Source organism: Deinococcus sp. AB2017081, assembly GCF_034440735.1.
Taxonomy (GTDB): Bacteria; Deinococcota; Deinococci; order Deinococcales; family Deinococcaceae; genus Deinococcus; species Deinococcus rufus.
In genome coordinates this window covers 3224349-3247436 of the sequence record NZ_CP140098.1, presented here as the reverse complement: position 1 = coordinate 3247436, position 23088 = coordinate 3224349, and the positions used below count along the sequence as shown (strand labels likewise).

Annotated in this window: 17 protein-coding genes and 1 tRNA gene; 7 read left to right on the top strand and 11 right to left on the bottom strand. The window is 69.5% G+C overall.

The window, feature by feature from the left end; genetic code table 11:
- Window positions 1–49 precede the first annotated feature (49 nt).
- Both U2P90_RS15895 and U2P90_RS15890 read right to left on the bottom strand, forming a co-directional pair.
- Window positions 50–1009 (bottom strand): hypothetical protein, encoded by a 960-nt coding sequence (locus U2P90_RS15895; RefSeq protein ID WP_322472882.1) that lies wholly within the window; start codon window positions 1007–1009, stop codon window positions 50–52.
- The gene (locus U2P90_RS15890) at window positions 1006–1746 is read right to left on the bottom strand and encodes a M23 family metallopeptidase (protein WP_322472881.1); all 741 of its coding nucleotides are present in this window, start codon (window positions 1744–1746) and stop codon (window positions 1006–1008) included. The genes U2P90_RS15895 and U2P90_RS15890 overlap by 4 nt, the downstream gene beginning before the upstream one ends.
- A 133-nt stretch (window positions 1747–1879) precedes the next feature.
- Here U2P90_RS15890 and U2P90_RS15885 point away from each other — a divergent pair, with 133 nt between their 5' ends.
- From U2P90_RS15885 to speA, 4 genes are all read left to right on the top strand, one after another.
- Window positions 1880–3448: an ATP-binding protein gene (locus tag U2P90_RS15885; RefSeq protein ID WP_322472880.1), complete on the top strand. Its 1569-nt coding sequence runs from the start codon at window positions 1880–1882 to the stop codon at window positions 3446–3448.
- 46 nt (window positions 3449–3494) lie between these two features.
- A tRNA-Asp gene (locus U2P90_RS15880) sits at window positions 3495–3570 on the top strand.
- A gap of 88 nt (window positions 3571–3658) precedes the next feature.
- Window positions 3659–4483, top strand: coding sequence for a hypothetical protein (locus U2P90_RS15875; protein WP_322472879.1), 825 nt, complete (start codon window positions 3659–3661; stop codon window positions 4481–4483).
- 123 nt (window positions 4484–4606) lie between these two features.
- Window positions 4607–6529 carry a biosynthetic arginine decarboxylase gene (speA, locus tag U2P90_RS15870; protein ID WP_295818645.1) on the top strand — a complete coding sequence of 641 codons (1923 nt, stop codon included), beginning with the start codon at window positions 4607–4609 and terminating at the stop codon, window positions 6527–6529.
- A gap of 78 nt (window positions 6530–6607) precedes the next feature.
- On the opposite strand, the gene U2P90_RS15865 is transcribed toward speA, so the two are convergent.
- The 3 genes from U2P90_RS15865 to U2P90_RS15855 form a co-directional block, all read right to left on the bottom strand.
- The gene (locus U2P90_RS15865; protein ID WP_295818647.1) at window positions 6608–6745 is read right to left on the bottom strand and encodes a hypothetical protein; all 138 of its coding nucleotides are present in this window, start codon (window positions 6743–6745) and stop codon (window positions 6608–6610) included.
- A gap of 105 nt (window positions 6746–6850) precedes the next feature.
- A complete protein-coding gene (locus U2P90_RS15860; protein ID WP_322472878.1) occupies window positions 6851–7660 on the bottom strand; it encodes a metallophosphoesterase in 810 nt (269 codons plus the stop codon).
- Window positions 7657–7941, bottom strand: coding sequence for a hypothetical protein (locus U2P90_RS15855; RefSeq protein ID WP_322472877.1), 285 nt, complete (start codon window positions 7939–7941; stop codon window positions 7657–7659). Before U2P90_RS15855 ends, U2P90_RS15860 begins: the two co-directional genes overlap by 4 nt.
- Before the next feature lie 112 nt (window positions 7942–8053).
- Between U2P90_RS15855 and U2P90_RS15850 the strand changes: the two genes are divergently transcribed.
- The 3 genes from U2P90_RS15850 (at window position 8054) to U2P90_RS15840 (ending at window position 15658) form a co-directional block, all read left to right on the top strand.
- Window positions 8054–8935: a metallophosphoesterase gene (locus U2P90_RS15850; protein ID WP_322472876.1), complete on the top strand. Its 882-nt coding sequence runs from the start codon at window positions 8054–8056 to the stop codon at window positions 8933–8935.
- A gap of 329 nt (window positions 8936–9264) precedes the next feature.
- Window positions 9265–14106, top strand: coding sequence for a glutamate synthase-related protein (locus U2P90_RS15845; protein ID WP_322472875.1), 4842 nt, complete (start codon window positions 9265–9267; stop codon window positions 14104–14106).
- An 85-nt stretch (window positions 14107–14191) separates the two neighbouring features.
- Window positions 14192–15658, top strand: coding sequence for a glutamate synthase subunit beta (locus U2P90_RS15840; protein WP_322472874.1), 1467 nt, complete (start codon window positions 14192–14194; stop codon window positions 15656–15658).
- A 114-nt stretch (window positions 15659–15772) separates the two neighbouring features.
- On the opposite strand, the gene U2P90_RS15835 is transcribed toward U2P90_RS15840, so the two are convergent.
- The 6 genes from U2P90_RS15835 to U2P90_RS15810 all read right to left on the bottom strand — a co-directional run bounded on the left by U2P90_RS15835 (window position 15773) and on the right by U2P90_RS15810 (window position 22817).
- Complete coding sequence (locus U2P90_RS15835) at window positions 15773–15988, bottom strand: hypothetical protein (RefSeq protein ID WP_322472873.1); 216 nt, start codon at window positions 15986–15988, stop codon at window positions 15773–15775.
- 22 nt (window positions 15989–16010) lie between these two features.
- Window positions 16011–16439 carry a YybH family protein gene (locus U2P90_RS15830; RefSeq protein WP_322472872.1) on the bottom strand — a complete coding sequence of 143 codons (429 nt, stop codon included), beginning with the start codon at window positions 16437–16439 and terminating at the stop codon, window positions 16011–16013.
- 68 nt (window positions 16440–16507) lie between these two features.
- Complete coding sequence (locus U2P90_RS15825) at window positions 16508–17605, bottom strand: HD-GYP domain-containing protein (RefSeq protein WP_322472871.1); 1098 nt, start codon at window positions 17603–17605, stop codon at window positions 16508–16510.
- Window positions 17606–17661: 56 nt separating this feature from the next.
- Window positions 17662–18888, bottom strand: coding sequence for a serine hydroxymethyltransferase (gene glyA, locus U2P90_RS15820; RefSeq protein ID WP_322472870.1), 1227 nt, complete (start codon window positions 18886–18888; stop codon window positions 17662–17664).
- Between the two features lie 81 nt (window positions 18889–18969).
- On the bottom strand, window positions 18970–21261 hold the full coding sequence (locus tag U2P90_RS15815) for a putative bifunctional diguanylate cyclase/phosphodiesterase (RefSeq protein ID WP_322472869.1): 2292 nt from the start codon (window positions 21259–21261) through the stop codon (window positions 18970–18972).
- A 92-nt stretch (window positions 21262–21353) separates the two neighbouring features.
- Window positions 21354–22817, bottom strand: coding sequence for a potassium/proton antiporter (locus tag U2P90_RS15810; protein ID WP_322472868.1), 1464 nt, complete (start codon window positions 22815–22817; stop codon window positions 21354–21356).
- Window positions 22818–23088: the final 271 nt, after the last annotated feature.

The following is a 23088-nucleotide window of genomic DNA, read 5'->3' as shown; positions in this document are numbered from 1 at the left end:
TGAAGCCCAGGGGTGTGCCCTCCGTCCCCAACGGATCTGCACCGTGCTGTCAGGGCAGGCGCAGCACGCGCACGTTGCCGTCCCGCGCACTCAGGTAGCTCAGGCGCGTGCCGTCCGGGCTGACGCGCCAGTCGGCCTGCCGCACCTGATCGCCCAGGTCACCCAGGGTCGTCCAGGCGTTCGACTGGAGGTTCAGCTGCCGCAGCACGTGCGGGCTGCCATCCGTGCGCAGCGGGATCAGCAGCAGGCGGCGGGCGTCACGCCACAGGTACGCGCCGAAGTCCGGCAGTCGGCGGGGCGCGGTGCCGGCCGTGGACTGCAGCCACAGGCCGTTGCGGGCCTGGCTGTCGAAGGACACCGTGTAGACGACCTGCTGGCCGTCCGGGCTCACCTGCACGCCCCGGAAGCCCAGCGCGGTGCGCAGCGTGCGCCGGGCCCCGGTCTGGACGTCCAGCGTGAACAGGGCGCGGTCGCGGGCCCCCGCCGTGGTCTTGCCGCTCACGAGCAGGAGGCGGTCGCTGAGCCACGCACTCGGGCCGCCGCCGTACACGGTCGCCACCGATTTCGGGCTGCCGAACACGTCGGCCACGTAGATCTGCGTGACCCGCCGGTCGAAGTTGCCGGTGGTGGCGCTGCGGGCGTACGCCACCTTCGTCTCGGCGCGGTTCCAGACAACGTCCGCGCCGCGTGTGGGCAGCGTGAAGCGCCGGTTGTCCGCCAGGCGTTCCAGGGTGGTCGCATCGCCGCTGCCGGGCCGCACCGCCCACTTCAGGGCCGGCGAGTAGAACGCCACGCTGGAAAAGCGCCGGGTCACGGTGCCCCCGCCTGCCGGCAAGGTGTAGATCGCCGTGCTGGCGCGTGCCGGGGGGCCGTCCAGAAACAGCAGGGCTTTCGAATCCGGCGTCCAGACCGCGCCCGGACAGCACCCGCCGGACAGGATGGGCTGTGACGGCAGCGTGGCCGCCACGGCCGTGCCGCCGAGCAGCATCGCCAGGACAGCCCGCCTCACCGTGCTCCTCCCGGTGCGGGCGGCCACGGGCGGGCGAACTCGTTCAGCAGCCGGCCGCCGCGCAGCGCCTGGGGCTGGGTGTCCGGCGACTGCCAGCGGCGCGGCGAGTCCAGGTCGTACTCGTAGCCACGCCCGAAGCCGCTGGCGAGCGCCAGGGTGTTCCAGTCGGCGGCGATGAAGGGCTGCGGATTGAAGAAGCGCTGGTGCGAGCGGTCGCGCAGTTCCAGGTGAAGGTGCGGAGCACTCACGCACGTGAACTGCGAGTCCCCGCTCTCTCCGATCACCTGTCCGCGCTTCACCGTCTGGCCGCGCTTCAGGGAGGAGCGCACCCGCAGGTGGCCGTACAGGCTCGACAGGTTGCCGGCGTGGTCGATCACGACGTTGTGCGGCGGGCTGCCGTGTGGGCCATCCACCTCGGCCACGACGCCGTCTCCGATGGCCCGCACCGGTGTGCCGCACGGAGCACTGAAGTCCAGCCCGGCGTGAATGCCCTGGAGGTTGCCGTAGGTGCTGCGCCGCTGCCGGTACGCGCCCGTGGTGTTGCCATAGCCCTGACCGAGCAGCCACGTGTTGGGGCCAGGGGCCCCCGCGAAGGGCAGCCCGAACTGCCGGGCCGGCTTCGCAATGGCGCTGTCCGGCAGGGCCGGAACGTAGTGGGCACCGCCTGCGCCGGTCAGGCCGAGCAAGAGCAGCGCCGCGCCCAGCGCGCGGGCCCAGCGGGATGCACGAGGAACCATGCGTGATCCTCCCGTGTCGGAGCGCGGGCATGGGTACGGCAGGGCACGGTTGGCCGGTGCGGTGGCCCCGCCAGAGCCACCGCTTCGTCACCAAGTTCACATCGTTCATACATCTTTGCGATACAACAGGAGCATGACGGCCGAGCCGGTGGCACACGGGGTGCGTGACCCCGGGACGGAGTGGTATGACCGCCTGCCGCTGCCCGTGTGGGGGGCAGACGGCGCTGGGCGGATCACGTTCGTGAACGCGGCGTGGTCTGACGTGACCGGGCCGGAGGGAAGCCGTGTGGGCGTGCCCTTCACGCAGGCCGTGCATCCGGACGACCGGGCCGCCGCGCTGGCTGCATGGGAACAGGCGCAGCGCTCCGGGCAGCCCTACCGGGCCCAGTTCCGCCTGCGCCGTCACGACGGGGCCTACCGTACCGTGCAGGCCGATGGCCGGCCCCACCTCGACCCGCAGGGGGGCGGGCCCACCTGGGTGACGATGTGTACGGACATCCATGACCACGCACAGGAACACCACGAACTCGCGTCCCGCGCCGCCATGCTCCAGGACATCGTGGATGCCAATGCCGACTGCATCAAGGTGCTCAGCCCGGACGCGCGCCTGATGAGCATGAACGTGGGCGGCATGCGCGTCATGGAGGTCGACGATTTCAACGCGTGCCTGAACGCCGTGTGGCCCGAGTTCTGGCAGGGCGACACGCGCCCCCTGGTCGAGGCCGCCCTTGCGGCCGCGCGCGCCGGCGGGGTGGGCCGGTTCGAGGGCTACTGCCCCACCCTGAAGGGCTCGCCCCGCTGGTGGGACGTGACCATCACGCCCATCCGGAACACCTCCGGGGAAATCGTGAATCTGCTGGCCACCTCGCGCGACATCACGGCCCGGCGGCAGAGCGAGACGGCGCTGCGCGACCTGAACGCCGAACTGGAGGCGCGGGTGAACGCCCGCACCCGCGACCTGAACGACACGGTCACCCAGCTCCAGCGCAGCAACACCGAACTGGAGCGCTTCGCGTACATCGCCGCACACGACCTTCAGGAACCGATCCGCACCGTGACCAGCTTTGCAGACATCCTGGCCAGCCGGTACGCGGCGCAGCTCGACGCCCGTGGCCTGAAGTATCTGGAGTTCGTGCAGAGTGGGGCGGGGCGCATGAAGTCCCTGGTGGACGATCTGCTCACATACTCGCGCCTGACGCACATCCGGCCGTCGCTGGGGCCACTGGAGATGGCCGAACCCTTCGAGGAAGCGCTGGGCCGCCTGCGCGGCCGCCTGGGCGAGACGGGCGCGACCGTCACCCACGGCGCGCTGCCCGGCGTGCTGGGCGACGGCCCGCAGCTCGCGCAGGTGTTCCAGAACCTGATCGGGAACGCCGTGAAGTTCGCCCGGTCCGGTGTGCCCCCCCGTGTGCACCTCGAAGCCCACCAGGACGGCGAGTTCTGGCGCATCACCGTCGCCGACAACGGCATCGGCATGGACGCACAGTACCTGAAGCGCATCTTCGAGATGTTCCAGCGCCTGCATTCGCGGGACGAGTACGAGGGCACCGGGCTGGGCCTGTCGGTGTGCCAGAAGATCGTCGAGGCGCACGGCGGGACGATCTGGGCCAGCAGCGAGCCCGGGACGGGCAGCACCTTCACCTTCACGCTGCGGGCCGCCCTCCCGCCACCGCCGGCAGGGGAGACCGGAGCTGCGCCGTGACCGTGACTTGACTTCCGTTCCCGTGGCCCGTAATCTCTTGTCCGCTGGTCCGGTAGTGTAGCGGTTAGCATATCTGCCTGTCACGCAGAAGGTCGCGGGTTCAAATCCCGTCCGGACCGCCAGAGAAGAACAGCGCCCTGTATTCGGGGCGCTGTTCTTATGCCATTCGGCCGATGCCACGCCCCATGCCTGGACACGACACTGCCGGACATGACGGCACCCCCTTCCCCCGCGCCGTGGCCCGCCGATCCCCGGCTCCTGCGCGCCGAGATCGCCGCCATGCTGGACAGCCTGCTGGCTGCCCTGGACGAGCGCATTCCGCGCGGCGCGATCCGTGGTGTGTATTTCAAGGGGAGTGCGAGCAAGGTCTGGCACGTCCCATGCGACTATGTGCCGGAGCTGAGCGACCTCGACCTGCATGTGTGGCTGCACGACGAGGCCAGTGCCGCGGTCGAGGCGCAGTTCCAGGACACGCGTTTCGCCCTGGAGTTTGCCGCCGCCGCCGAGGCGGCCTTCCGGCACCGGGTGCCCAGCCCCTGCCATGTGCCCCGGCCGCAGGTGCTGATCCTGAACGAGGCGATGCGGCGCCGCACGTCCTGGACGCGCTCACATGCCGTGGTGCTGCGCGGCGAGGCGCCCCCCGGCAGCGAGGCCACGGCCCGAGAAGACCGGGAGACCCTCCTGGCCGTCAGCGGCGAGGCCGCCCAGCTGGGCCTGTCCGTTATGGACAAGCTGGAGGCCGAGGTCTGGACGGCGTTGCGGGCGGTGAACTGGCGCGTCTCGCCGCTGCCGGCCCGCCTGCTCAGCGCGGCCGGGGCCGGCGCGCAGGTGTGGGACGAGCCGCGCAGCGTGCTGCTGGCTGACCTTGATCGCTCTAGGTTCGGGGCGGTGGCCGCTCACCTGGGCCGCTACTACGCTCACGCCTGGACGGCGTTCTGCGGGGGCTGGCGGGATGCCGCGCCCATGCGCCTGGCCATCCTGGCAGCCCTGGACGCGCTGGCGCTGGCGGCTGACCACGCAGGCCGTCCGGAGTGACACTCCTGCCACAACTCTTGCCGTATTATTTGCCCCGGTTTCGCACGGCGTCCGGCGGGTGAGTGACTTCCCCCCGTACCCCGCGCACGGCGAGCCTACCCCACCCGGAGGAGGACGCCTGACGTGACTGCCACCAATCCACTAAACACCGCCTTTACCACCACCGACGCCGCCGAGCTGTACCAGGTTCCCAACTGGAGCGGCGGGTGGTTCCGCGTGTCCGACAAGGGCGCGGTCGAGGTCACACCCAGTCCCGGCCTGCACGCCCCGCTGCGGTCGATCGTGGACGAGATCGTCGAACGCGGCGAGAGCCTGCCCGTCATCCTGCGCTTTCCACAGGTGATCGCCGGTCGGGTCAAGCACCTCAACGAGAGCTTCCAGTCGGCCATCCAGGAATACGGCTACACCGGCCACTACCAGGGCGTGTTCCCGATCAAGGTCAACCAGCGCCGCGTGGTCGTGGAGTCGGTCGCGGCGGCGGGTTTCGACTACGCCCACGGCCTGGAAGCCGGCAGCAAGGCCGAACTGGCGCTGTGCCTGGCGCAGAAGATGCACCCGGACGCGCTGCTGTGCTGCAACGGCTTCAAGGACGACGGCTTCATCAAGCTGGCCCTGTGGGGCCGCACGCTGGGCAAGAACGTCGTGATCACCATCGAGAAGTACAGCGAGCTCGACCGGATCCTCAAGCAGGCCAAGGCGCTGGGGGTGCGGCCGGCCATGGGCGTGCGCTTCAAGCTGCACGCGCGGGGCTCGGGCCAGTGGGAGGAGTCGGGCGGCGATCAGGCCAAGTTCGGGCTGAACGCCTACGAGCTGCTGCGCGTCGTGGAGCGGCTGCGCGACGAGGACATGCTGGACACGCTGGTCATGCTGCACACGCACATCGGGTCGCAGATCACCGACATCCGCCGCGTGAAGGTCGCCGTGCGCGAGGCCACGCAGACCTATGCGGGCCTGATCGCGGCCGGGGCCCAGCTGAAGTACCTGAACGTGGGCGGCGGCCTGGGCGTCGATTACGACGGCTCCAAGACGACCTTCTATGCCAGCATGAACTACACCGTCAAGGAGTACGCGGCCGACATCGTGTACACCGTGCAGGAAGTCTGCAAGGCCAGAAGCGTGCCCGAACCCGTGATCGTCAGCGAGTCCGGCCGGGCGCTGACCGCGCACCACGCCGTGCTGATCATGCCGGTCGTGGACGTGACCGGCCCCACCCGCGATCTGGAAGACCTCGCGCCGGCCGACGAGGGCAGCCACCAGATCGTCAAGGACATGGAAGAGATCCTCGCGAACATCACGTCGCGCAACTACCGCGAGTCCTACAACGACGCGGTGGGCGACAAGCAGACGCTGCACAACCTGTTCGACCTGGGGTATGTCACGCTGCCCGACCGGGCCCGCGGCGAGGCGCTGTTCAACGCGATCCTGCGCCGGGTCGCCAAGCTGATCCAGAACGAGAAGTACGTGCCGGACGAACTGGAAGACCTCCAGAAGGTGCTGGCCGACAAGTTCATCTGCAACTTCTCGCTGTTCCAGAGCCTGCCAGACAACTGGGCCATCCAGGCGCTGTTCCCGATCGTGCCCTTGGATCGCCTGAACGAGAAGCCCACGCGGCAGGCGACCATCGTGGACATCACCTGCGACAGTGACGGCAAGATCGAGAAGTTCATCGACCTGCGCGACGTGAAGGCCACGCTGCCCCTGCACGAGCCCGGCGACCGCCCGTACTATCTGGGCGCGTTCCTGATGGGCGCGTACCAGGACGTGCTGGGCAGCGCCCACAACCTGTTTGGCAAGGTCAGCGAGGCTCACGTGACCGTGCGGCCCGGCGGGCGCTTCAATATCGACCTGTTCGTGCGCGGACAGAAGGCCCGGCGCATGATCGAGTCGATGGGGTACGAGGAGCCCATGCTCCGCGACGCCATCGAGGATCAGGCCGACGCGGCCATCAAGGGCAAGACCCTGACGGCCGATCAGGAAAACGAGCTGCTGGAGGACTACGGCGAGGAGTTGCTGGGCTACACGTATCTGGAGTACGAGGAGAGCTGAACGGCGGACGCGGCCCTCTCTGGTGAGGGCCGCGCGCGTTCCTGTGGGCTTACGCCTGCAGCTGACCGTGCCGTGCCCTCAGTCACCGGCGACCGGCGGCCGGCCCAGGCTCCGGGCGAACTCGCGGTTGACGTCCCGCTCCTCGCGGGTCAGGGCGAGGAAGCTGAGCAGCATGATCAGCAGCGTCGCGGCGGCCATGAGCAGCAGGAGTTCCATACAGCCAGTGTGCGTGGCGGGCTTCGGGCGTCCGTGACGACGACCTCAAGACCTGCTGAGCCCTTCTTGCGGCTGACTGCATGAAGGCTTGACCGTTCCTTGAGATCAGCGCGGCGGGGCACCGGGGAGGTCGATCACGCGTACGGCCACCGGCTCGCCGAAGCGGGGGTACTTCCGGGCCTTGCCGGGTTCGCCACGGCCACAGATGACCGTGATCTGCGGCATGCCGTGCGGCGTGGCCTCTGCGACTGCCAGCCGGCCGGTCTCGTAGGCGCCCATGTCGATGTACAGGTGGGTGCCGATCCGGGCGGGCGTCTGCACCGGCGTGTGGCCGTGGACACTGAAGGTCACGCTGCCGGGCATCCGGAACGGCCCTTCAAAGGGCCGCAGCCACAGGGCGGCGTCCTCCGGGGAGGGGTGCTCCGGGTGGGCGACCGGTGGCGCGGCGTGCGCGACCAGCAGGCTGGGGGTGGCCGGGAGGTGATCGTGGATCACGTTGTCTCCCGTCACGTAGACGACCGTCTTCAGGGTGGTCAGGTACGTCTCCAGCCGCTCCGGGAATTTCTCGAGGGTCAGGCTGCCCAGTTCGCTGCGCACCGTCTCGCCTCCCGCCCGCATCCACCACTGGTAGCCCTCCATGGCGCGGCGGTAGTCGCCCATGTCGTGGGTACCCTGGTAGCGCCGGTACCAGCGGATGCCCTCCAGCGCCATGCGCTCATGGTTGCCCATCAGCAGCGTGGCGCGGCCGGCGGCCCGCAGATCCAGCAGCATGTCCACCAGCGGCAGCGACCGTGCCCCCCGGTCGATGGCGTCGCCCAGCACGATCAGGTGCGAGTCGGGGAAGTGGTCGAGTACGGCCCGCAGCAGATCCGGCCGCCCGTGCAGATCCGGGACGATCAGCACCGGGGCGGTCATGGCGTGCTCCTGTCGTCGTCCGGGCTGTGCTCATCGGAGAAGTCGAGCAGGGTCTGCTTGCTGCGTTCCCGGAGCAGCCTCGCGCCGTCCGGGGCCGGCGTGAAGGTGATGCCGCTGTCGCCGGTGCGGGCATGGTAGGCGGCGCCGTCCCGGGCGCCGGGGAGCCACGCGGCAGGCAGCACGAGCGTGCGGCCCAGCTCGTCCTCGATATCCGCGAGGCCCGTGTCCTCGTCGAGGACGTCGATCACCAGCAGCAGGGTGGGGGAGGGGGGGACAGCCATGCCGTCATGCTAGCGGGCCTCATCTGACAGCACCTTCACCTGCCTCGTACCTTCAGCCATCCTGCGTCCAAAGGAGGAGGCCCCGTTCATTCGTGCCTGCTACCGTGGGCGGATGACCCGTGGCCCTGTCCTGACCCGCCGCCACGTGTTGCGCGCGCTGTCCGGCGGGGGCGCGGCCCTGGCGGTGGTGGGCGGCGCGGGCGCCGTGCAGGCCCAGGGTCTGGAGATCACGCGCCACACCCGCGCCCTGCCCGGCCTGCGTTCCCCCCTGCGCGTCGCCTTCCTGACGGACCTGCACTATGGCCTGTACGTGGGAGCCGGGCAGGTGCGGCGCTGGATCGATGCCACCCACGACACCCGCCCCGACGTGATCCTGCTGGGCGGTGATCTGCTCGACCTGCGCGTGCAGGACATGCCACCGCCGCTGCTGCGCGAGCTGGCCCGCCTGGGTGCCCCGCTGGGCGTGTACAGCGTGTGGGGCAACCACGATTACGGCAGCATCGGGCAGTATGCCAGCCGCTATTACGGGCCGGTGCGTGCCGACTGGCCGGCGCGTCAGGCCCAGGTCGCGCGCGACCTACAGGCCGTGGGCGTGACGGTGCTGCGCAACCGGGGCGTGGCACTCCGGGACGACGTGCACGTGGGCGGCGTGGATGATCTGTGGAACGGCGTTCCGGATGTACGGGCCGCGCTCGCCGGAGCGGGGGAGCGGGCCACGATCCTGGTGAGCCACAATCCGGATGTCCTGCCGGCGCTGCCTATGGGAGCGGGACTGGTGCTCAGCGGCCACACCCACGGCGGCCAGATCCGGGTGCCGCTGCTCGGTGCGCCGATGGTGCCCAGCGCCTTCGGACAGCGGTATGCGATGGGCTGGGTACAGGGTGCCCACGCCACCCCCGCGTATGTCAGCCGGGGCCTGGGGACGAGCGGGGTGCCGCTGCGCAACCTGTGCTCGCCCGAGGTGGCGGTGCTCACCCTGCATCCTCGGGACTGACACCGGCGGCGAAGGTCGGTCGCCCTGCGCCGCTGTACCAGACGCGCCCGGTGGCCCAGACCCGCCGCGAGGGCCACGCTGACCGTCTTGTCAGTCGCCAGGTCAAGGCAGCGGTCTGTGCCGCGTCTGTAAGCCTGGGCCACATAGTGTATCTATTTGCTTAGCAAAGCAAACATATCGCCGGCGCGATTCTGAGTTCTTCCGATCTGCACGTTATAAACAAGTTTTCGATGCCGCCCGTGCATACGTGTACTGTGGACACACTGGCCCGCCCGAGCGGGCTTGCCGGGTTCACCGCCGGGACGCCCACGGTGAGATGGAGCGATGACATGGACATGAACGAACAGCACAGCACTGGCCCCCGGCCCACCAGCGTCGCCCCGGTCAGCGGCGCGGACACCGCCGAACGCCACGCTGCCGCCGCGCAGGGCCTGTACCCCGCCCAGGAGCACGACGCCTGCGGTGTGGGCTTTGTCGCGCACATCAAGGGGCAGAAGAACCACTCGATCATCGAGCAGGGCCTCAAGATCCTCGAGAACCTCGACCACCGCGGCGCGGTCGGCGCCGACGCCCTGATGGGGGACGGCGCCGGCATCCTGATCCAGATCCCGGACGAGTACTACCGCGCCGTCATGGCCGAGCAGGGCATCGTGCTGCCCCCGCCCGGCGACTACGGCGTGGGCATGATCTTCCTGCCCAAGGAGATCGCGTCCCGCCGCGCGTGTGAGCAGGAACTGGAACGCGCCATCGTCGCCGAGGGCCAGATCGTGCTCGGCTGGCGCGACGTGCCGGTGAACCGCGACATGCCCATGAGCCCCACCGTGCGCGAGAAGGAGCCCGTGATCCGGCAGGTGTTCATCGGGGCCGGCCCGGACACCCTGGTGCCGGACGCCCTGGAACGCAAGCTGTACGTGATCCGCCGCCGCGCCAGCAACGCCATCCGCGCGCTGGCCTTCACGCACGGCGCCGAGTACTACGTGCCGTCCATGTCGTGCCGCACCGTCATCTACAAGGGCCTGCTGCTGGCCGACCAGGTCGGCGAGTACTACCTCGACCTGCAGGATCGGCGGGTCGTGTCGGCGCTGGCCCTGGTGCACCAGCGCTTCAGCACGAACACCTTCCCCGAGTGGCCGCTGGCGCACCCGTACCGCATGGTCGCCCACAACGGCGAGATCAACACGGTCAAGGGCAACTTCAACTGGATGCGCGCCCGCGAGGGCATCATGAGCTCGCCCGTGCTGGGCGACGACCTCAAGAAGCTCTACCCGATCTCCTTCGAGGGCGAGTCCGACACCGCCACCTTCGACAACGCGCTGGAACTCCTGACCCTGGCCGGCTACCCGATGGCGCAGGCCGCCATGATGATGATCCCCGAGGCCTGGGAGCAGAACACGCTGATCGGTGACCGCCGCCGCGCGTTCTACGAGTACCACGCCGCGATGATGGAGCCCTGGGACGGTCCGGCCGCCATGGTCTTCACCGACGGCCGGCAGGTCGGCGCGACCCTCGACCGCAACGGCCTGCGCCCCGCGCGGTACGTCCGCACGCGCGACGATCTGGTGATCCTGGCCTCGGAGTCCGGCGTCCTGCCCATCCCGGAAGCGCAGATCACGCAGAAGTGGCGCCTGCAGCCCGGCAAGATGTTCCTGATCGACCTGGAACAGGGCCGGATCATCGAGGACGACGAACTCAAGACGCAGTTCGCGCAGGCCAAGCCCTACCGGCAGTGGGTCGAGAACACCCGCGTGCCCCTGTCGGACTCCGACGACACCGGCTCGGTCGGCGAGTTCAGCGAGTCGCTGCTCGACCGGCAGCAGGCCTTCGGGTACTCGCAGGAGGACCTGAAGTTCCTGATGGGCCCCATGGCCCTGAGCGGCGAGGAAGGCATCGGGTCGATGGGCAACGACTCGCCGCTGGCGGTGCTGTCCGGCAAGAACAAGGCGCTGTACTCGTACTTCAAGCAGCTGTTCGCGCAGGTCACCAACCCGCCCATCGACCCGATCCGCGAGGCCGTGGTCATGAGTCTGGTGTCCTTCGTCGGGCCGCGCCCCAACGTGCTCGACATCAACGCCGTGAATCCGCCGATGCGCCTGCAGGTGGACCAGCCCATCCTGGACTTCGACGACATCGCCCGCCTGCGTTCCATCGAGGGCCACACGCGCGGGAAGTTCAAGTCCTACGACCTGGACATCACGTACCCGGCCGAGTGGGGCTCGCGCGGCATCGAGGCGAAACTCGCGACCATCAATGCGTGGGCCGTGGACGCCATCGAGAGCGGGCACAACATCATCATCCTGAGCGACCGGCGCGTGGACCGTGACCGCGTGGCCATCCCGGCGCTGCTGGCGCTGTCCAGCGTGCACCACCACCTCGTGAAGGCGGGGCTGCGCATGAAGACCGGCCTGGTCGTCGAGACCGGCGACGCCCGCGAGGTGCACCACTTCGCTGCCCTGGCCGGGTACGGCGCCGAGGCCATCCACCCGTACCTGGCGCTGGAGACGCTGGCCGACCTGCACCAGGACATCCCCGGCATGCCCGACCTGTCGTCCGTGGGCGCGAAGAAGGCCATCCAGAACTACATCAAGGCCATCGGCAAGGGCCTGAGCAAGATCATGTCCAAGATGGGCGTGAGCACGTACATGAGCTACTGCGGCGCGCAGCTGTTCGAGGCGATCGGCCTGAAGGAGGACTTCGTCCAGAAGTACTTCTACGGCACGAGCAGCAAGGTCGGCGGCATCGGCATCTTCGAGGTCGCCGAGGAGGCCCTGCGGATGCACCGCGCGGCGTTCAGTGACGACCCCCTGCTGAGGGACAAGCTCGATGCCGGCGGCGAATACGCGTGGCGGGCGCGCGGCGAGGAGCACATGTGGACTCCGGACGCGATCGCCAAGCTGCAGCACTCGGTGCGCAGCGGGCAGTACTCCACCTTCGAGGAGTACGCGCGGATCATCAACGACCAGAGCCGCCGCCACATGACGCTGCGCGGCCTGTTCGAGTTCCGCACGGACGGCGTGGAGGCCATCCCGCTGGACGAGGTGGAGCCCGCGACCGAGATCGTCAAGCGCTTCGCCACCGGCGCGATGAGCCTGGGCTCGATCAGCACGGAGGCGCACACCACGCTGGCCGTCGCCATGAACCGCATCGGCGGCAAGAGCAACACCGGCGAGGGCGGGGAAGACCCGGCCCGCTACGAGCGCGAGATGCGCGGCGAGAAGATCGGCGCGGGCGAGAGCCTGGGCAGCGTCCTGGGCGTGGGGGCCACCGGCGAGAGGCGCGTCGAGGTGGACTACCCGCTGGAACCCGGCGACAGCCTGCGCAGCAAGATCAAGCAGGTCGCGTCGGGCCGCTTCGGCGTGACGACCGGGTACCTGACGAGCGCCGACCAGATCCAGATCAAGATGGCGCAGGGCGCGAAGCCCGGCGAGGGCGGGCAGCTCCCAGGTGGCAAGGTCAGCGAGTACATCGGCTTCCTGCGCCACAGCGTGCCCGGCGTGGGCCTGATCAGCCCGCCGCCGCACCACGACATCTACTCCATCGAGGACCTCAAGCAGCTCATCCACGACCTGAAGAACGTCAACCCCCGCGCGGACGTCTCGGTCAAGCTCGTCTCGGAGGTCGGCGTGGGCACCATCGCGGCGGGCGTGGCGAAGTGCAAGGCCGACCACATCGTGATCGCCGGGCATGACGGCGGCACCGGCGCGAGCCCGTGGAGCTCCATCAAGCACGCGGGCACGCCGTGGGAACTGGGCCTCGCCGAGACGCAGCAGACACTGGTCTTGAACCGCCTGCGCGACCGCGTGCGCGTGCAGACCGACGGGCAGCTCAAGACCGGCCGTGACGTCGTGATCGCCGCGCTGCTGGGGGCCGATGAGTTCGGCTTCGCCACCGCGCCCCTGGTCGCCGAGGGCTGCATCATGATGCGCAAGTGCCACCTGAACACCTGCCCGGTGGGCGTGGCCACACAGGATCCGGTGCTGCGCGCCCGCTTCCAGGGCAAGCCCGAGCACGTCATCAACTTCTTCTTCTTCGTGGCCGAGGAAGCCCGCAAGATCATGGCCTCGCTGGGCATCCGCAGCTTCGACGACCTGATCGGCCGCAGCGACCTGCTGGACACGAAAAAGGGCATCGAGCACTGGAAGGCGCAGGGCCTGGACTTCAGCCGCGTGTTCTACCGCCCGGAACTGCCCCAGGACGTCGGCACCCGCCACCTCCAGACCCAGGATCATGGGCTCGACCGGGCGCTCGACCTGAAACTCATCGAGCGCTGCCGCCCCGCCATCGACAAGGGCGAGAAGGTGCACTTCCTGCAGGACGTCCGCAACGTGAACCGCTCGGTCGGCGCGATGCTGTCCGGCGAACTGATCCGTGCGCGGCCTGGCGGCCTGCCGGACAACACCGTGCACATCCAGATGGAGGGCACCGGCGGCCAATCGTTTGGCGCGTTCCTCGCTCCGGGCCTGACCCTGTACCTGATCGGCGACGCGAACGACTACACCGGCAAGGGCCTGAGCGGCGGGCGGATCGTCGTGCGGCCCACCATCGAGTTCCGCGGCAAGGCCGAGGAGAACATCATCGTCGGGAACACCGTGCTGTACGGCGCGACGGCCGGCGAGGCCTTCTTCCGCGGCGTGGCCGGTGAGCGCTTCGGCGTGCGCCTGAGCGGCGCGCAGACGGTCGTGGAGGGCACCGGCGACCACGGCTGCGAGTACATGACCGGCGGCACGGTGGTCGTGCTCGGCAAGACCGGCCGCAACTTCGCGGCAGGCATGAGCGGCGGCGTCGCCTACGTGTACGACGTGGACGGCCAGTTCGAGAAGCGCTGCAACCTCAGCATGGTCAGCCTGCACCGCGTCCAGCCCGAGGACGAGCAGCTCCAGAGTGCCGATCCTCGCTCCCTGCACGGTGGCCGGAGCGACGAATCGCAGCTGCGCGCCCTGATCGAGGAGCACCACCGCTACACCGGCTCCCAGCGCGCCGGCGAGATCCTCGACGACTGGAACGCCTCGCTGAAGAAGTTCGTCAAGGTCTTCCCGCTGGAATACCAGCGCGCCCTCAAGGAACGCGCCGCCGCGCCGGCCCAGCCGGAGCCCGGCACCGTGCAGGCCGCCGACACCACCTCCATGAAGGTCAAGACCGGCAAGAAGGGCGGCCAGGGCACCCTGACGAAATAAGACGCACCGGGCCGGGGGCAGCGGGCCGAGCGCTCCTGCCCACGCACCTCACGAACAGGTTTCTCCTTCCCTCCCCGGAGTCCCCATGAGCAAGATCACCGGTTTCCTCGAACAGCCCCGCATCAAGGAGCAGTACGCCGAGCCCGCCGCGCGCCTCAAGCACTACCGCGAGTTCGTGGAGCCGCTGGCCGGCGAGCGCGCACAGAAGCAGGCGGTGCGCTGCATGGACTGCGGCATCCCGTTCTGCAACAACGGCTGCCCCGTCAACAACATCATCCCGGACTTCAACAACCTCGTGTACCAGGACGACTGGCGCTCCGCGCTGGAGACGCTGCACTCCACGAACAACTTCCCGGAGTTCACGGGCCGCATCTGCCCTGCGCCGTGCGAGGCCGCGTGCACGCTGAACATCAACGACGACCCCGTGGGCATCAAGAGCATCGAGCTCGCCATCATCGAGCGCGGGTGGCAGGAGGGCTGGGTCGCGCCGCAGCCGCCCGAGGTGAAGACCGGCAAGAAGGTCGCCGTGGTCGGCTCCGGCCCCGCCGGGCTCGCTGCCGCGCAGCAGCTCGCGCGCGCCGGGCACGACGTGACCGTGTTCGAGAAGAACGACCGCGTGGGCGGCCTGCTGCGCTACGGCATTCCCGACTTCAAGATGGAGAAGCACCACATCGACCGCCGCGTGGCCCAGATGGAGGCCGAGGGCGTCACCTTCCGCACCGGCGTCGTCGTGGGCGAGTGGCCGAAGGACACCCGCGTCACGAACCTCAGCAAGCAGGCCGTGAAACCCGCGGAGCTGCGCGCCGAGTTCGACGCCGTGCTGCTGGCCGGCGGGGCCGAGCAGCCCCGCGACCTGCCCGCCCCCGGGCGTGACCTGGACGGCATCCACTTCGCCATGGAGTTCCTGCCCAACCAGAACCGCGTGAACGCCGGCGACAAGCTCCGCAAGCAGATCCGCGCCGACGGCAAGAAGGTCGTCGTGATCGGCGGCGGCGACACCGGCAGCGACTGCGTGGGCACCAGCAACCGCCACGGGGCGACCGGCGTGACCCAGTTCGAGGTCATGCCGCAGCCGCCCGAGCAGGAGAACAAGCCGCTGGTGTGGCCGTACTGGCCCCTGAAACTCCGCACCAGCACCAGCCACGAGGAGGGCGCGGTGCGCGAGTTCGCCATCGCCACCAAGGAATTCCTCGGCAAGAACGGCAAGGTCACGGGCGTCAAGACTGTCCGCATCGAACTCTTGGACGGCAAGCTCACCGAGGTGCCCGGCAGCGAGGAAGTCCACGACGCCGACCTCGTGCTGCTCGCCATGGGCTTCACCAACCCCATGCAGAGTGTGCTGGACTCCTTCGGCGTGGCCAAGGACGCCCGCGGCAACGTGCTGGCCGGCACCGACGAGGGCAGCGGCTACGTGACCAGCGAGCCCGGCGTGTTCACCGCCGGCGACATGCGCCGCGGCCAGAGCCTCGTCGTGTGGGCCATCCGCGAGGGCCGTCAGGCCGCCCGCGCCATCGACCAGCACCTGATGGGGACATCGGTGCTGCCCCGATAAGCGCAGACGGCACAGCACGGAGGGCAGAGGGCCGGTGGCGCTCTGCCCTCCGTATCTGGATGTCCCGGAGTGGACGTCGACCGGTGTCACCTCCGGGGACGTCTGCACCGAGATCTACTCCATTTCCCGATAAGAGAAGACACGGTAGCCCTGGCGCAGTTCGACACCCGCCGGTTCCCAGTCCCTGGACAGGATGCGGTCGGTGATGATCGCCATGGTGACGCCTGCAGGGTCAAGCAGGGTGTCATCTATAGACAGTTTGAAGTCCTCTGGAGTGCCCTGGAACGCGTCGATAGTGGACAGTGCTCCTTCAAGCGATTTGATCGGCATGGGCGCAGTGTAGGTTCCCGGCTCACCCCAGGCGGTTCAGGTTGACCTTGCCGCTCTCGAAGGCGGCGGGGGCGCTGCTGTGTTCGTGGAGGATCAGCCAGCCGTTCCCGCCGGGCACCAGGGTGAGGGTCACGCGGTTGTTCATGGCGCGCAGGCGTTCGCCGCCGGCACTCAGGCCGGCGTACGTGACGATGGCGTGCACCGTGGCCATGTCGGGCGTGACGGTGCTGCGGACGTCGTCGAAGGTGACCTGCACCCGCTCGTCGCCCAGGCTGCCGAACCAGCCCTCGACCATGCCGCGCCACGCGGGCTGTCCGTCGTACAGCCACTGTTCCCACATGTCGTACACGGTGACGTCCTGGTGGTAAAGGGCGAGCAGGGCGTCGACGTCGCGGGCGTACACGGCGGTGGCGTAGGAGGCGAGGACGTCGATGGGCGCGGAGCGTGCCATGCGTCACTGTACACCGATGTTACGTTCACAGCCAAATCTACCCGGTCGGTTTCGGGAATGGGGTGTCGTCAGTGTCGCGGTGCCCTGGCGTCCAGCTCGTCCAGCAGCGCGTCCACGACCTGCGGGTCGAAGTGGGTGCCCCGCCCGGCCCGGATCTCGGCCACGGTGTCGTCCAGCGACCACGCGGCCTTGTAGGGCCGGGCATGCGTCAGCGCGTCGAACACGTCACACACCGCGAAGATCCGCGCCGGCAGGGGAATGTCGTTTCCGGCGCGGCCCTCGGGGTACCCGGTGCCGTCCCAGCGTTCGTGGTGGCACGCGATCACGTCCAGCGTCGTGGCGGGCAGGAACGGCAGCTGCCGGGCCAGACTCAGGCCGTCCGGCACGTGGGCCTTCATGCGCGTCCACATCTGCGCGTCGAGTGCGCCGGGATGCCGCAGGATGTCGTCGGGGATGCCGATCTTGCCGATGTCGTGCAGGTATGCGCCCCAGCGCAGCGCGCGCCGCTCGTCGTCCGGCAGGTTCAGCCGCGCCGCGAGTGTGAGGGCCAGCGCCGTGACCCGGTCCGTGTGGCCCTGCGTCTCGGCGTCCCGCGCCTCCAGGCACAGGCCCAGGGCCCGCAGCGCGCCCTCCTGCGCTGCCAGCTCCCGCTCCTCGGCATCCAGGCGCGCCGCGAGCAGCGACAGCAGGCTGGTCACGTGGCTGACCAGCACCCGCTCGTCCGCCGTCCACAGGTGCGGTGTGAACACGTGTGCCAGCAGCGCGCCGACCAGCTCCCCACTGCGGGCCCGAACCGGCGCGGCGAGCAGGGCCAGCACGCCCAGCTCCGGAAAGCCGGCCGTGGCCGCGTCGTCGCGGGTATCCGGGAAGAACAGCACCCCGGACGCCGCGCGCAGCTCATCCATGAGCGGCAGGTCGCCCGGCAGGCCGTGCGCGAGCAGCGCCGCCATGATGGGCCCGTCCGGCATGTGACCGCTGCCGGCCCGCGCCGCGAACGTCAGCGTCTGGTCGCGCCACTGGAAATACCCGGAGCCGACGGCGGCCGTCCGGGTGACCAGCGTGTCCAGCACCGGCTGCATGGCGCTTCCCAGATCCTGGGCGCTCAGGCCCAGCCGGGCGAGTTCCAGAGTCAGTTCCGGTACCACGTCACCGTGCAGGGTCGCCATCGTCCGCTCAGGGTACTGCCTTCACCCCGGGCGCGTGCCCGGAATGCGCGGTTCACTCACGGAAGTGGGAAGCCGCCTGCGAAGGCGTGTACCTCGGCCTTCACGTCCTGTTCCTTCAGTGCGCGGTCGATCAGGTCGGCAATCCTGGGCATGTCGGATTCCTTCATGCCACGGGTGGTGACGGCGGGGGTGCCGATCCGGATGCCGCCGCCGTGCAGGATCTTCTCGGTGTCGTACGGCAGCGTGCTCTTGCTGATGGTGATGTGGCTGGCGTCCAGGCGGCGGGTGGCCTTCGTCCCGTTCAGACCCTGCGGGCGCAGGTCGAGCACGAACAGATGGTTGTCCGTGCCGCCGGACACGACGCGGTACCCAAGGTTCTGGAAGGCGTTCGCCAGGGCCTGCGCGTTCGCGATGATCTGCGCGGCGTAGGTGCGGAACTCGGGGCGCAGCGCCTCACCGAACGCGACGGCCTTCGCGGCGATCACGTGCTCCAGCGGGCCGCCCTGGTAGCCGGGGAACACCGCCCGGTCGAGTTTCGCGCCGATCTCGGGGTCGTTCGAGAGAATGATCCCGCCGCGCGGCCCGCGCAGGGTCTTGTGCGTGGTGCTGGCGACCACGTGCGCGTGCGGCAGCGCGTTCGGGTGCACGCCCCCCGCGATCAGGCCCGCGATGTGCGCCACGTCCGCGAACAGGATCGCGCCCACCTCGTCCGCGATGGCGCGGAACGCCGCGAAGTCGATGGTGCGCGAGTACGCGCTCGCCCCGGCGATGATCATCTTCGGGCGGTGCTCGTGCGCGAGCCGGCGCACCTCGTCCATGTCGATCAGCTCGGTCTCCGGGTTCACCTTGTACCCGACGATGTGGTACCGCAGGCCCGAGAAGTTCACGGGGTTCCCGTGCGTCAGGTGCCCGCCGTGCGACAGGTCCATGCCCAGCACCGTGTCTCCGGGCTCGATCAGCGCGTTGTACACCGCGAGGTTCGCGCTGCTGCCCGAGTGCGGCTGCACGTTCGCCCACGCCGCGCCGAACAGTTCCTTCACGCGGTCGATGGCGAGCTGCTCGACCTGATCCACGACCTCGCAGCCGCCGTACCAGCGCTTGCCGGGGTAGCCCTCCGCGTACTTGTTGGTCAGCACGCTGCCCTGCGCCTCGCGCACCGCGGCCGACGTGAAGTTCTCCGAGGCGATCAGTTCCAGGCCGTGCAGCTGCCGGTCACGCTCGCGGTCGATCAGGTCGAAGATGGCCGTATCGCGCACGGCGGCGGGCTTCTCGGCAGTCGTCATGGCTCCACGGTAACACCCGTACCTGAGGGCCAGAGCGGGCGTGTCTTTGCAGGGCAGACGACCTGGCACCGGCACCGGGCCTCACGCCGGGCCGCTCCAGCCCAGTCCAGACGACTCCGGCATGGTGAAGAACGGCGCACCCTCGGGGGGCGAGGCCCGGCCGATCCAGTACCCCTGGAGGGCGTCCACCCCCAGCCCCTGAAGCAGCTGCGCCTGGGTGGGCGTCTCCACCCCCTCGGCCACCACCCGCAGGGCCAGCGCCTGCCCCAGCGCCACGATGGCCTGCACCACCGTGTACGCGGCCTGTGCCTGGGCACTGCCCACTGCGCCGGTCTCCAGTTCATGCGTGAAGGCCCGGTCGATCTTCAGGGTCGTGATCGGCAGGCGCAGCAGGGCGGCCAGCGACGACTGCCCCACCCCGAAATCGTCGATGGCGACATGCACGCCCAGATCGAGCAGCGCCCGCAGCGTGTCACGGGCCTGGGCCTCGTTCTCGATCAGCAGCCGCTCGGTGACCTCCAGTTCCAGGGCGTGCGGCGGGATGCCGTGCCGCTGGAGGGTGCGCTGGAGGCCCGGCAGGAAGTCCGATCGCACCAGATGTGGCGGGCTGATGTTCACCGCCACCTGCCGGTCCGGGTTCACAGGCAGCCACAGCGCCAGCTGGCGGCACGCCTCGTCGATCACCCAGTTGTCCAGGGCGACCATCAGACCGGCCATCTCCGCAATGGGCACGAACTCGCCGGGCGAGACCGGCCCCAGCTGCGGATCGGTCCAGCGCAGCAGCGCCTCGAAGCGCCGCAGCCGGCCGTCCTGGTCGCGCTGGGGCTGGTAGTGCAGGCTCAGCTCGCCGCGCTCCAGCACGCCGCGCAGGCGGGTCTCGATCAGCACCCGGCGGGCGGCCAGCTGGTCGTGCACCCCCGGCGTGTAGATACTCAGGGCGTTCTTGCCGGTGCGCTTGACCTCGTACATCGCCTGATCGGCCCAGCGCAGCAGCGCCGCCGGGTCGCGCTGCTGCCGTGTGGACAGCGCCGCGCCCACCGAGGCCGTGATCTGGAGCCGCTGTCCCGAGAGCGTCACGGACTCGCGCAGGGCCAGCACGACGCGCTCGCTCAGCGCCTCCAGGGTGTCGCGCGTGGCCGGCGTCAGCACCACCACGAACTCGTCGCCGCCCAGACGCACGCACGTGGTGCCCGGGCCGGCCGCCCCACACAGCCGCCGCGCGACCTCCTGCAGGAACAGGTCACCCGCGCGGTGGCCCAGCGCGTCGTTCACGAACTTGAAATCGTCGAGATCCACGAACAGCAGGCCGACCGTGTCGTCGCCGGCCAGAGCGCCCCCCAGCACGGCATCCAGCTGTGCCCGGTTGCCCAGGCCAGTCAGGGGATCGTGGTGCGCCTGGTGATGCAGCAGGGTGCGGTGATCCTGCAGTTCCCGCAGGGCCAGGGTCTGACGCGCCGCGACCAGCAGCGACACCACGAAGGTCGTCAGCGCCACGCCGGCACCGGCGGGCGAGCGCAGCTCCGGCACATTCAGGAGCAGCGCGAAGCTGCTCAGCAGCGCGGCGTACGGGGCCAGCCGGGTGTGGGCACCGGTCAGGGGGATCCACGTGGGCAGGAATCGCCGTGGCCGCACCGTCGCTCGCCACGTGGCCCCCGCGAAGGCCAGGGCGGCGAGCGGCCACAGCGCGTCCGGCCACTCGTTGCCGGTGTACGTCCCACGCAACGTGAGCGACGTGAACCCGAGATCCGCCACGATGAAGCCCAGCACGCCCAGCGCCAGCAGCCACGTGCCGCACGGAGCTCCCTCCCGCGTGCGCCAGCCGTGGGCGAGCAGCAGGGCCAGCAGCAGCAGATCCGCCAGCGGATACGCGGCAGAGGTCAGGTCTGCGGCCACGTCCCCCGTGGGGGCTGCCAGCTGCGGGGCCAGCTGGTAGAACCACAGGTAGCCCCCGGCACTGACCACCAGCGCCGCCACGTCCAGTTTTGCGGCTGTTCCCGGCAGCGACGGCCAGCGCCGCTCGAAGCGCAGCAGCGCCAGCAGAAAGCACGCGGGCAGCGACAGGAAGAACACGTCGTTCAGGCCCGGCATGGGTACCGGCTGGGGTGAGCTGGCGTAGATCAGCTGTCCCACGCCCCACAGGGCGGTGCCGACGCCGACCAGCTGCCACGCCCGAACCTCGGCCGTCCGGGTGGCCAGCCGCAGGATCAGGGCGCCGCAGCCCACGAACACCAGGACGTAGGGCCAGCCCTGCAGGGCGTGGCCTGGCCCCCACCACCCGCCCAGCTGCGTGAGGTGCACTCCATACACAACCGCCAGGCCCAGCATCGCCAGCAGCGGCTCGGACAGCACAGGAGAACGGGCGGGCGCCTTCATTCTCCAGAGCCTAGGCAGCCCTCCATGCCCGCAGTCTTACGTTTTGGCCACTTCAGATGCCCCCGGCAGCACCGCCCGGCGGGGGGGCGCCGTCATGTGGGTGTGCCCAGCCGCTCGCGCACCACCTCCAGCGCCTCGCCGTCAGCCAGCACCAGGACGCTGTCGCCGGGAATGAGCTGGGTGGCTCCCTTGGGAATCAGGAATTCGCCGGCCCGGTGCACCAGGATCAGCAGCGCCTCCGGGGGCAGCCGCAGATCCACGATGCGCTGCCCGGCCGCCGCGCTCCCTGCCCGCACGTCGACCTCGACCATGTCGCTCTTTCCGTGGGCGGTCGGCGTGTATGTGATCGGATAGGCCGGGGTCACCGGCACCTGCTCGCGCACGTGCAGCCAGCGGGCCACCAGTGTCAGGGTCGTGCCCTGGAGCAGCACGCTGGTCAGCACGATGAAGAACACGATGTTGAACAGGGTCGTGGCCTGGGGCACGCCCGCCAGCAGCGGGAAGGTCGCCAGCACGATCGGTACCGCGCCGCGCAGCCCCACCCACGCGACCATGCTCTTCTCGTTCAGCGGCATCTTCGCGTTCGCCAGACTCAGGTACACGCTCAGGGGCCGGGCCAGGAACACCAGCACCAGCGCGCACGCGATCGCCAGGCCCGCCGTGGGCAGCAGGTCGCGTGGGTTCACCAGCAGCCCCAGCGTCAGGAACATCGCCACCTGCATCAGCCACGACAGGCCGTCGTGGAAGTTGATCAGGCTGCGCTTGTGGATGAACTCGGCGTTGCCGAGGATCACGCCCGCGATGTAGATCGCCAGGAAACCGCTGCCGCCCGCCACGGCCGCGCCGCCGAACACCACCAGCGCCAGGGCGATGCTCAGGACCGAATACAGCCCCTCGAACTGGAGCTGCACGCGGTTGATGATCCACAGGGCCGCCCGGCCCAGCACCACCCCCGCCAGCGCCCCGATCACCATCTCCTGGAGGAACAGGGGCACGATGCTCAGCACGCCGCGTTCCGGATGCGCGATCAGCTCCAGCAGTCCCACCGTCAGGAACACCGCCATGGGGTCGTTGCCGCCGGACTCGAATTCCAGCAGCGGCGTGACGTCGCCCTTGAGGCCCAGCTGGCGTTCTTTCAGGACACTGAACACCGCGCTGGCGTCGGTGCTGCTGACCACCGCCCCCAGCAGCCACGCCACCAGCCACGGCAGGCCGAACGCGAAGTGCGTGAACGCCGCCATGATGCCCGCCGTACCCAGCACCCCGATGGTTGCGAGGCTCAGGCCCCGGCGCACGACTGGCCGCGTCTGTGTCCAGTTCGTGTCCAGCCCGCCCTGGAACAGGATGAAACACAGCGCCAGCGTGCCCAGGGCCTGCGCGAACCGGTAGTCGTGGAACTGGATGCCCAGGCCATCGGAGCCGAACAGCATTCCCACACCCAGGAACAGCAGCAGCCCCGGAATGCCCAGCCGCCCACCCAGCCGGCTGACGACCAGACTCACCAGCAGCAGTACCCCCGCCGCCAGCAGCACCAGTTCCACATGCACCTCACCCATGGCTTCATGCTGGCATGCGCCCAGACGTGTAAAACAGGGCCAGTCGCCCGTGGGGACAGACCGGGATGGAACATGAAGGGAACTTAAGGACGGTGGCCAGCCCCCGGCCCATGTCTGCTACCCTGAACCCATGACGCCCCGGCCCGGTACACCTTCGCCGTTTTCCCCGCCCGGGGTTCCGCTGACCTGAACGCAGGTCAAGCGCGTCACCCCGCCCACCCCCGGGCGGGGCTTTTTCATGTCAGCACCGTTTCATGTCAGCAGCGTCATG

Excerpts from the sequence above, each read along its gene's own strand:
- U2P90_RS15890 (WP_322472881.1), bottom strand. The coding sequence starts at position 1,746 with ATGGTTCCTCGTGCATCCCGCTGGGCCCGCGCGCTGGGCGCGGCGCTG.
- U2P90_RS15885 (WP_322472880.1), top strand. The coding sequence starts at position 1,880 with ATGACGGCCGAGCCGGTGGCACACGGGGTGCGTGACCCCGGGACGGAG.
- U2P90_RS15875 (WP_322472879.1), top strand. The coding sequence starts at position 3,659 with ATGACGGCACCCCCTTCCCCCGCGCCGTGGCCCGCCGATCCCCGGCTC.
- U2P90_RS15865 (WP_295818647.1), bottom strand. The coding sequence starts at position 6,745 with ATGGAACTCCTGCTGCTCATGGCCGCCGCGACGCTGCTGATCATGCTG.
- U2P90_RS15860 (WP_322472878.1), bottom strand. The coding sequence starts at position 7,660 with ATGACCGCCCCGGTGCTGATCGTCCCGGATCTGCACGGGCGGCCGGAT.
- U2P90_RS15855 (WP_322472877.1), bottom strand. The coding sequence starts at position 7,941 with ATGGCTGTCCCCCCCTCCCCCACCCTGCTGCTGGTGATCGACGTCCTC.
- U2P90_RS15850 (WP_322472876.1), top strand. The coding sequence starts at position 8,054 with ATGACCCGTGGCCCTGTCCTGACCCGCCGCCACGTGTTGCGCGCGCTG.
- U2P90_RS15845 (WP_322472875.1), top strand. The coding sequence starts at position 9,265 with ATGGACATGAACGAACAGCACAGCACTGGCCCCCGGCCCACCAGCGTC.
- U2P90_RS15840 (WP_322472874.1), top strand. The coding sequence starts at position 14,192 with ATGAGCAAGATCACCGGTTTCCTCGAACAGCCCCGCATCAAGGAGCAG.
- U2P90_RS15835 (WP_322472873.1), bottom strand. The coding sequence starts at position 15,988 with ATGCCGATCAAATCGCTTGAAGGAGCACTGTCCACTATCGACGCGTTC.
- U2P90_RS15830 (WP_322472872.1), bottom strand. The coding sequence starts at position 16,439 with ATGGCACGCTCCGCGCCCATCGACGTCCTCGCCTCCTACGCCACCGCC.
- U2P90_RS15825 (WP_322472871.1), bottom strand. The coding sequence starts at position 17,605 with ATGGCGACCCTGCACGGTGACGTGGTACCGGAACTGACTCTGGAACTC.
- glyA (WP_322472870.1), bottom strand. The coding sequence starts at position 18,888 with ATGACGACTGCCGAGAAGCCCGCCGCCGTGCGCGATACGGCCATCTTC.
- U2P90_RS15815 (WP_322472869.1), bottom strand. The coding sequence starts at position 21,261 with ATGAAGGCGCCCGCCCGTTCTCCTGTGCTGTCCGAGCCGCTGCTGGCG.
- U2P90_RS15810 (WP_322472868.1), bottom strand. The coding sequence starts at position 22,817 with ATGGGTGAGGTGCATGTGGAACTGGTGCTGCTGGCGGCGGGGGTACTG.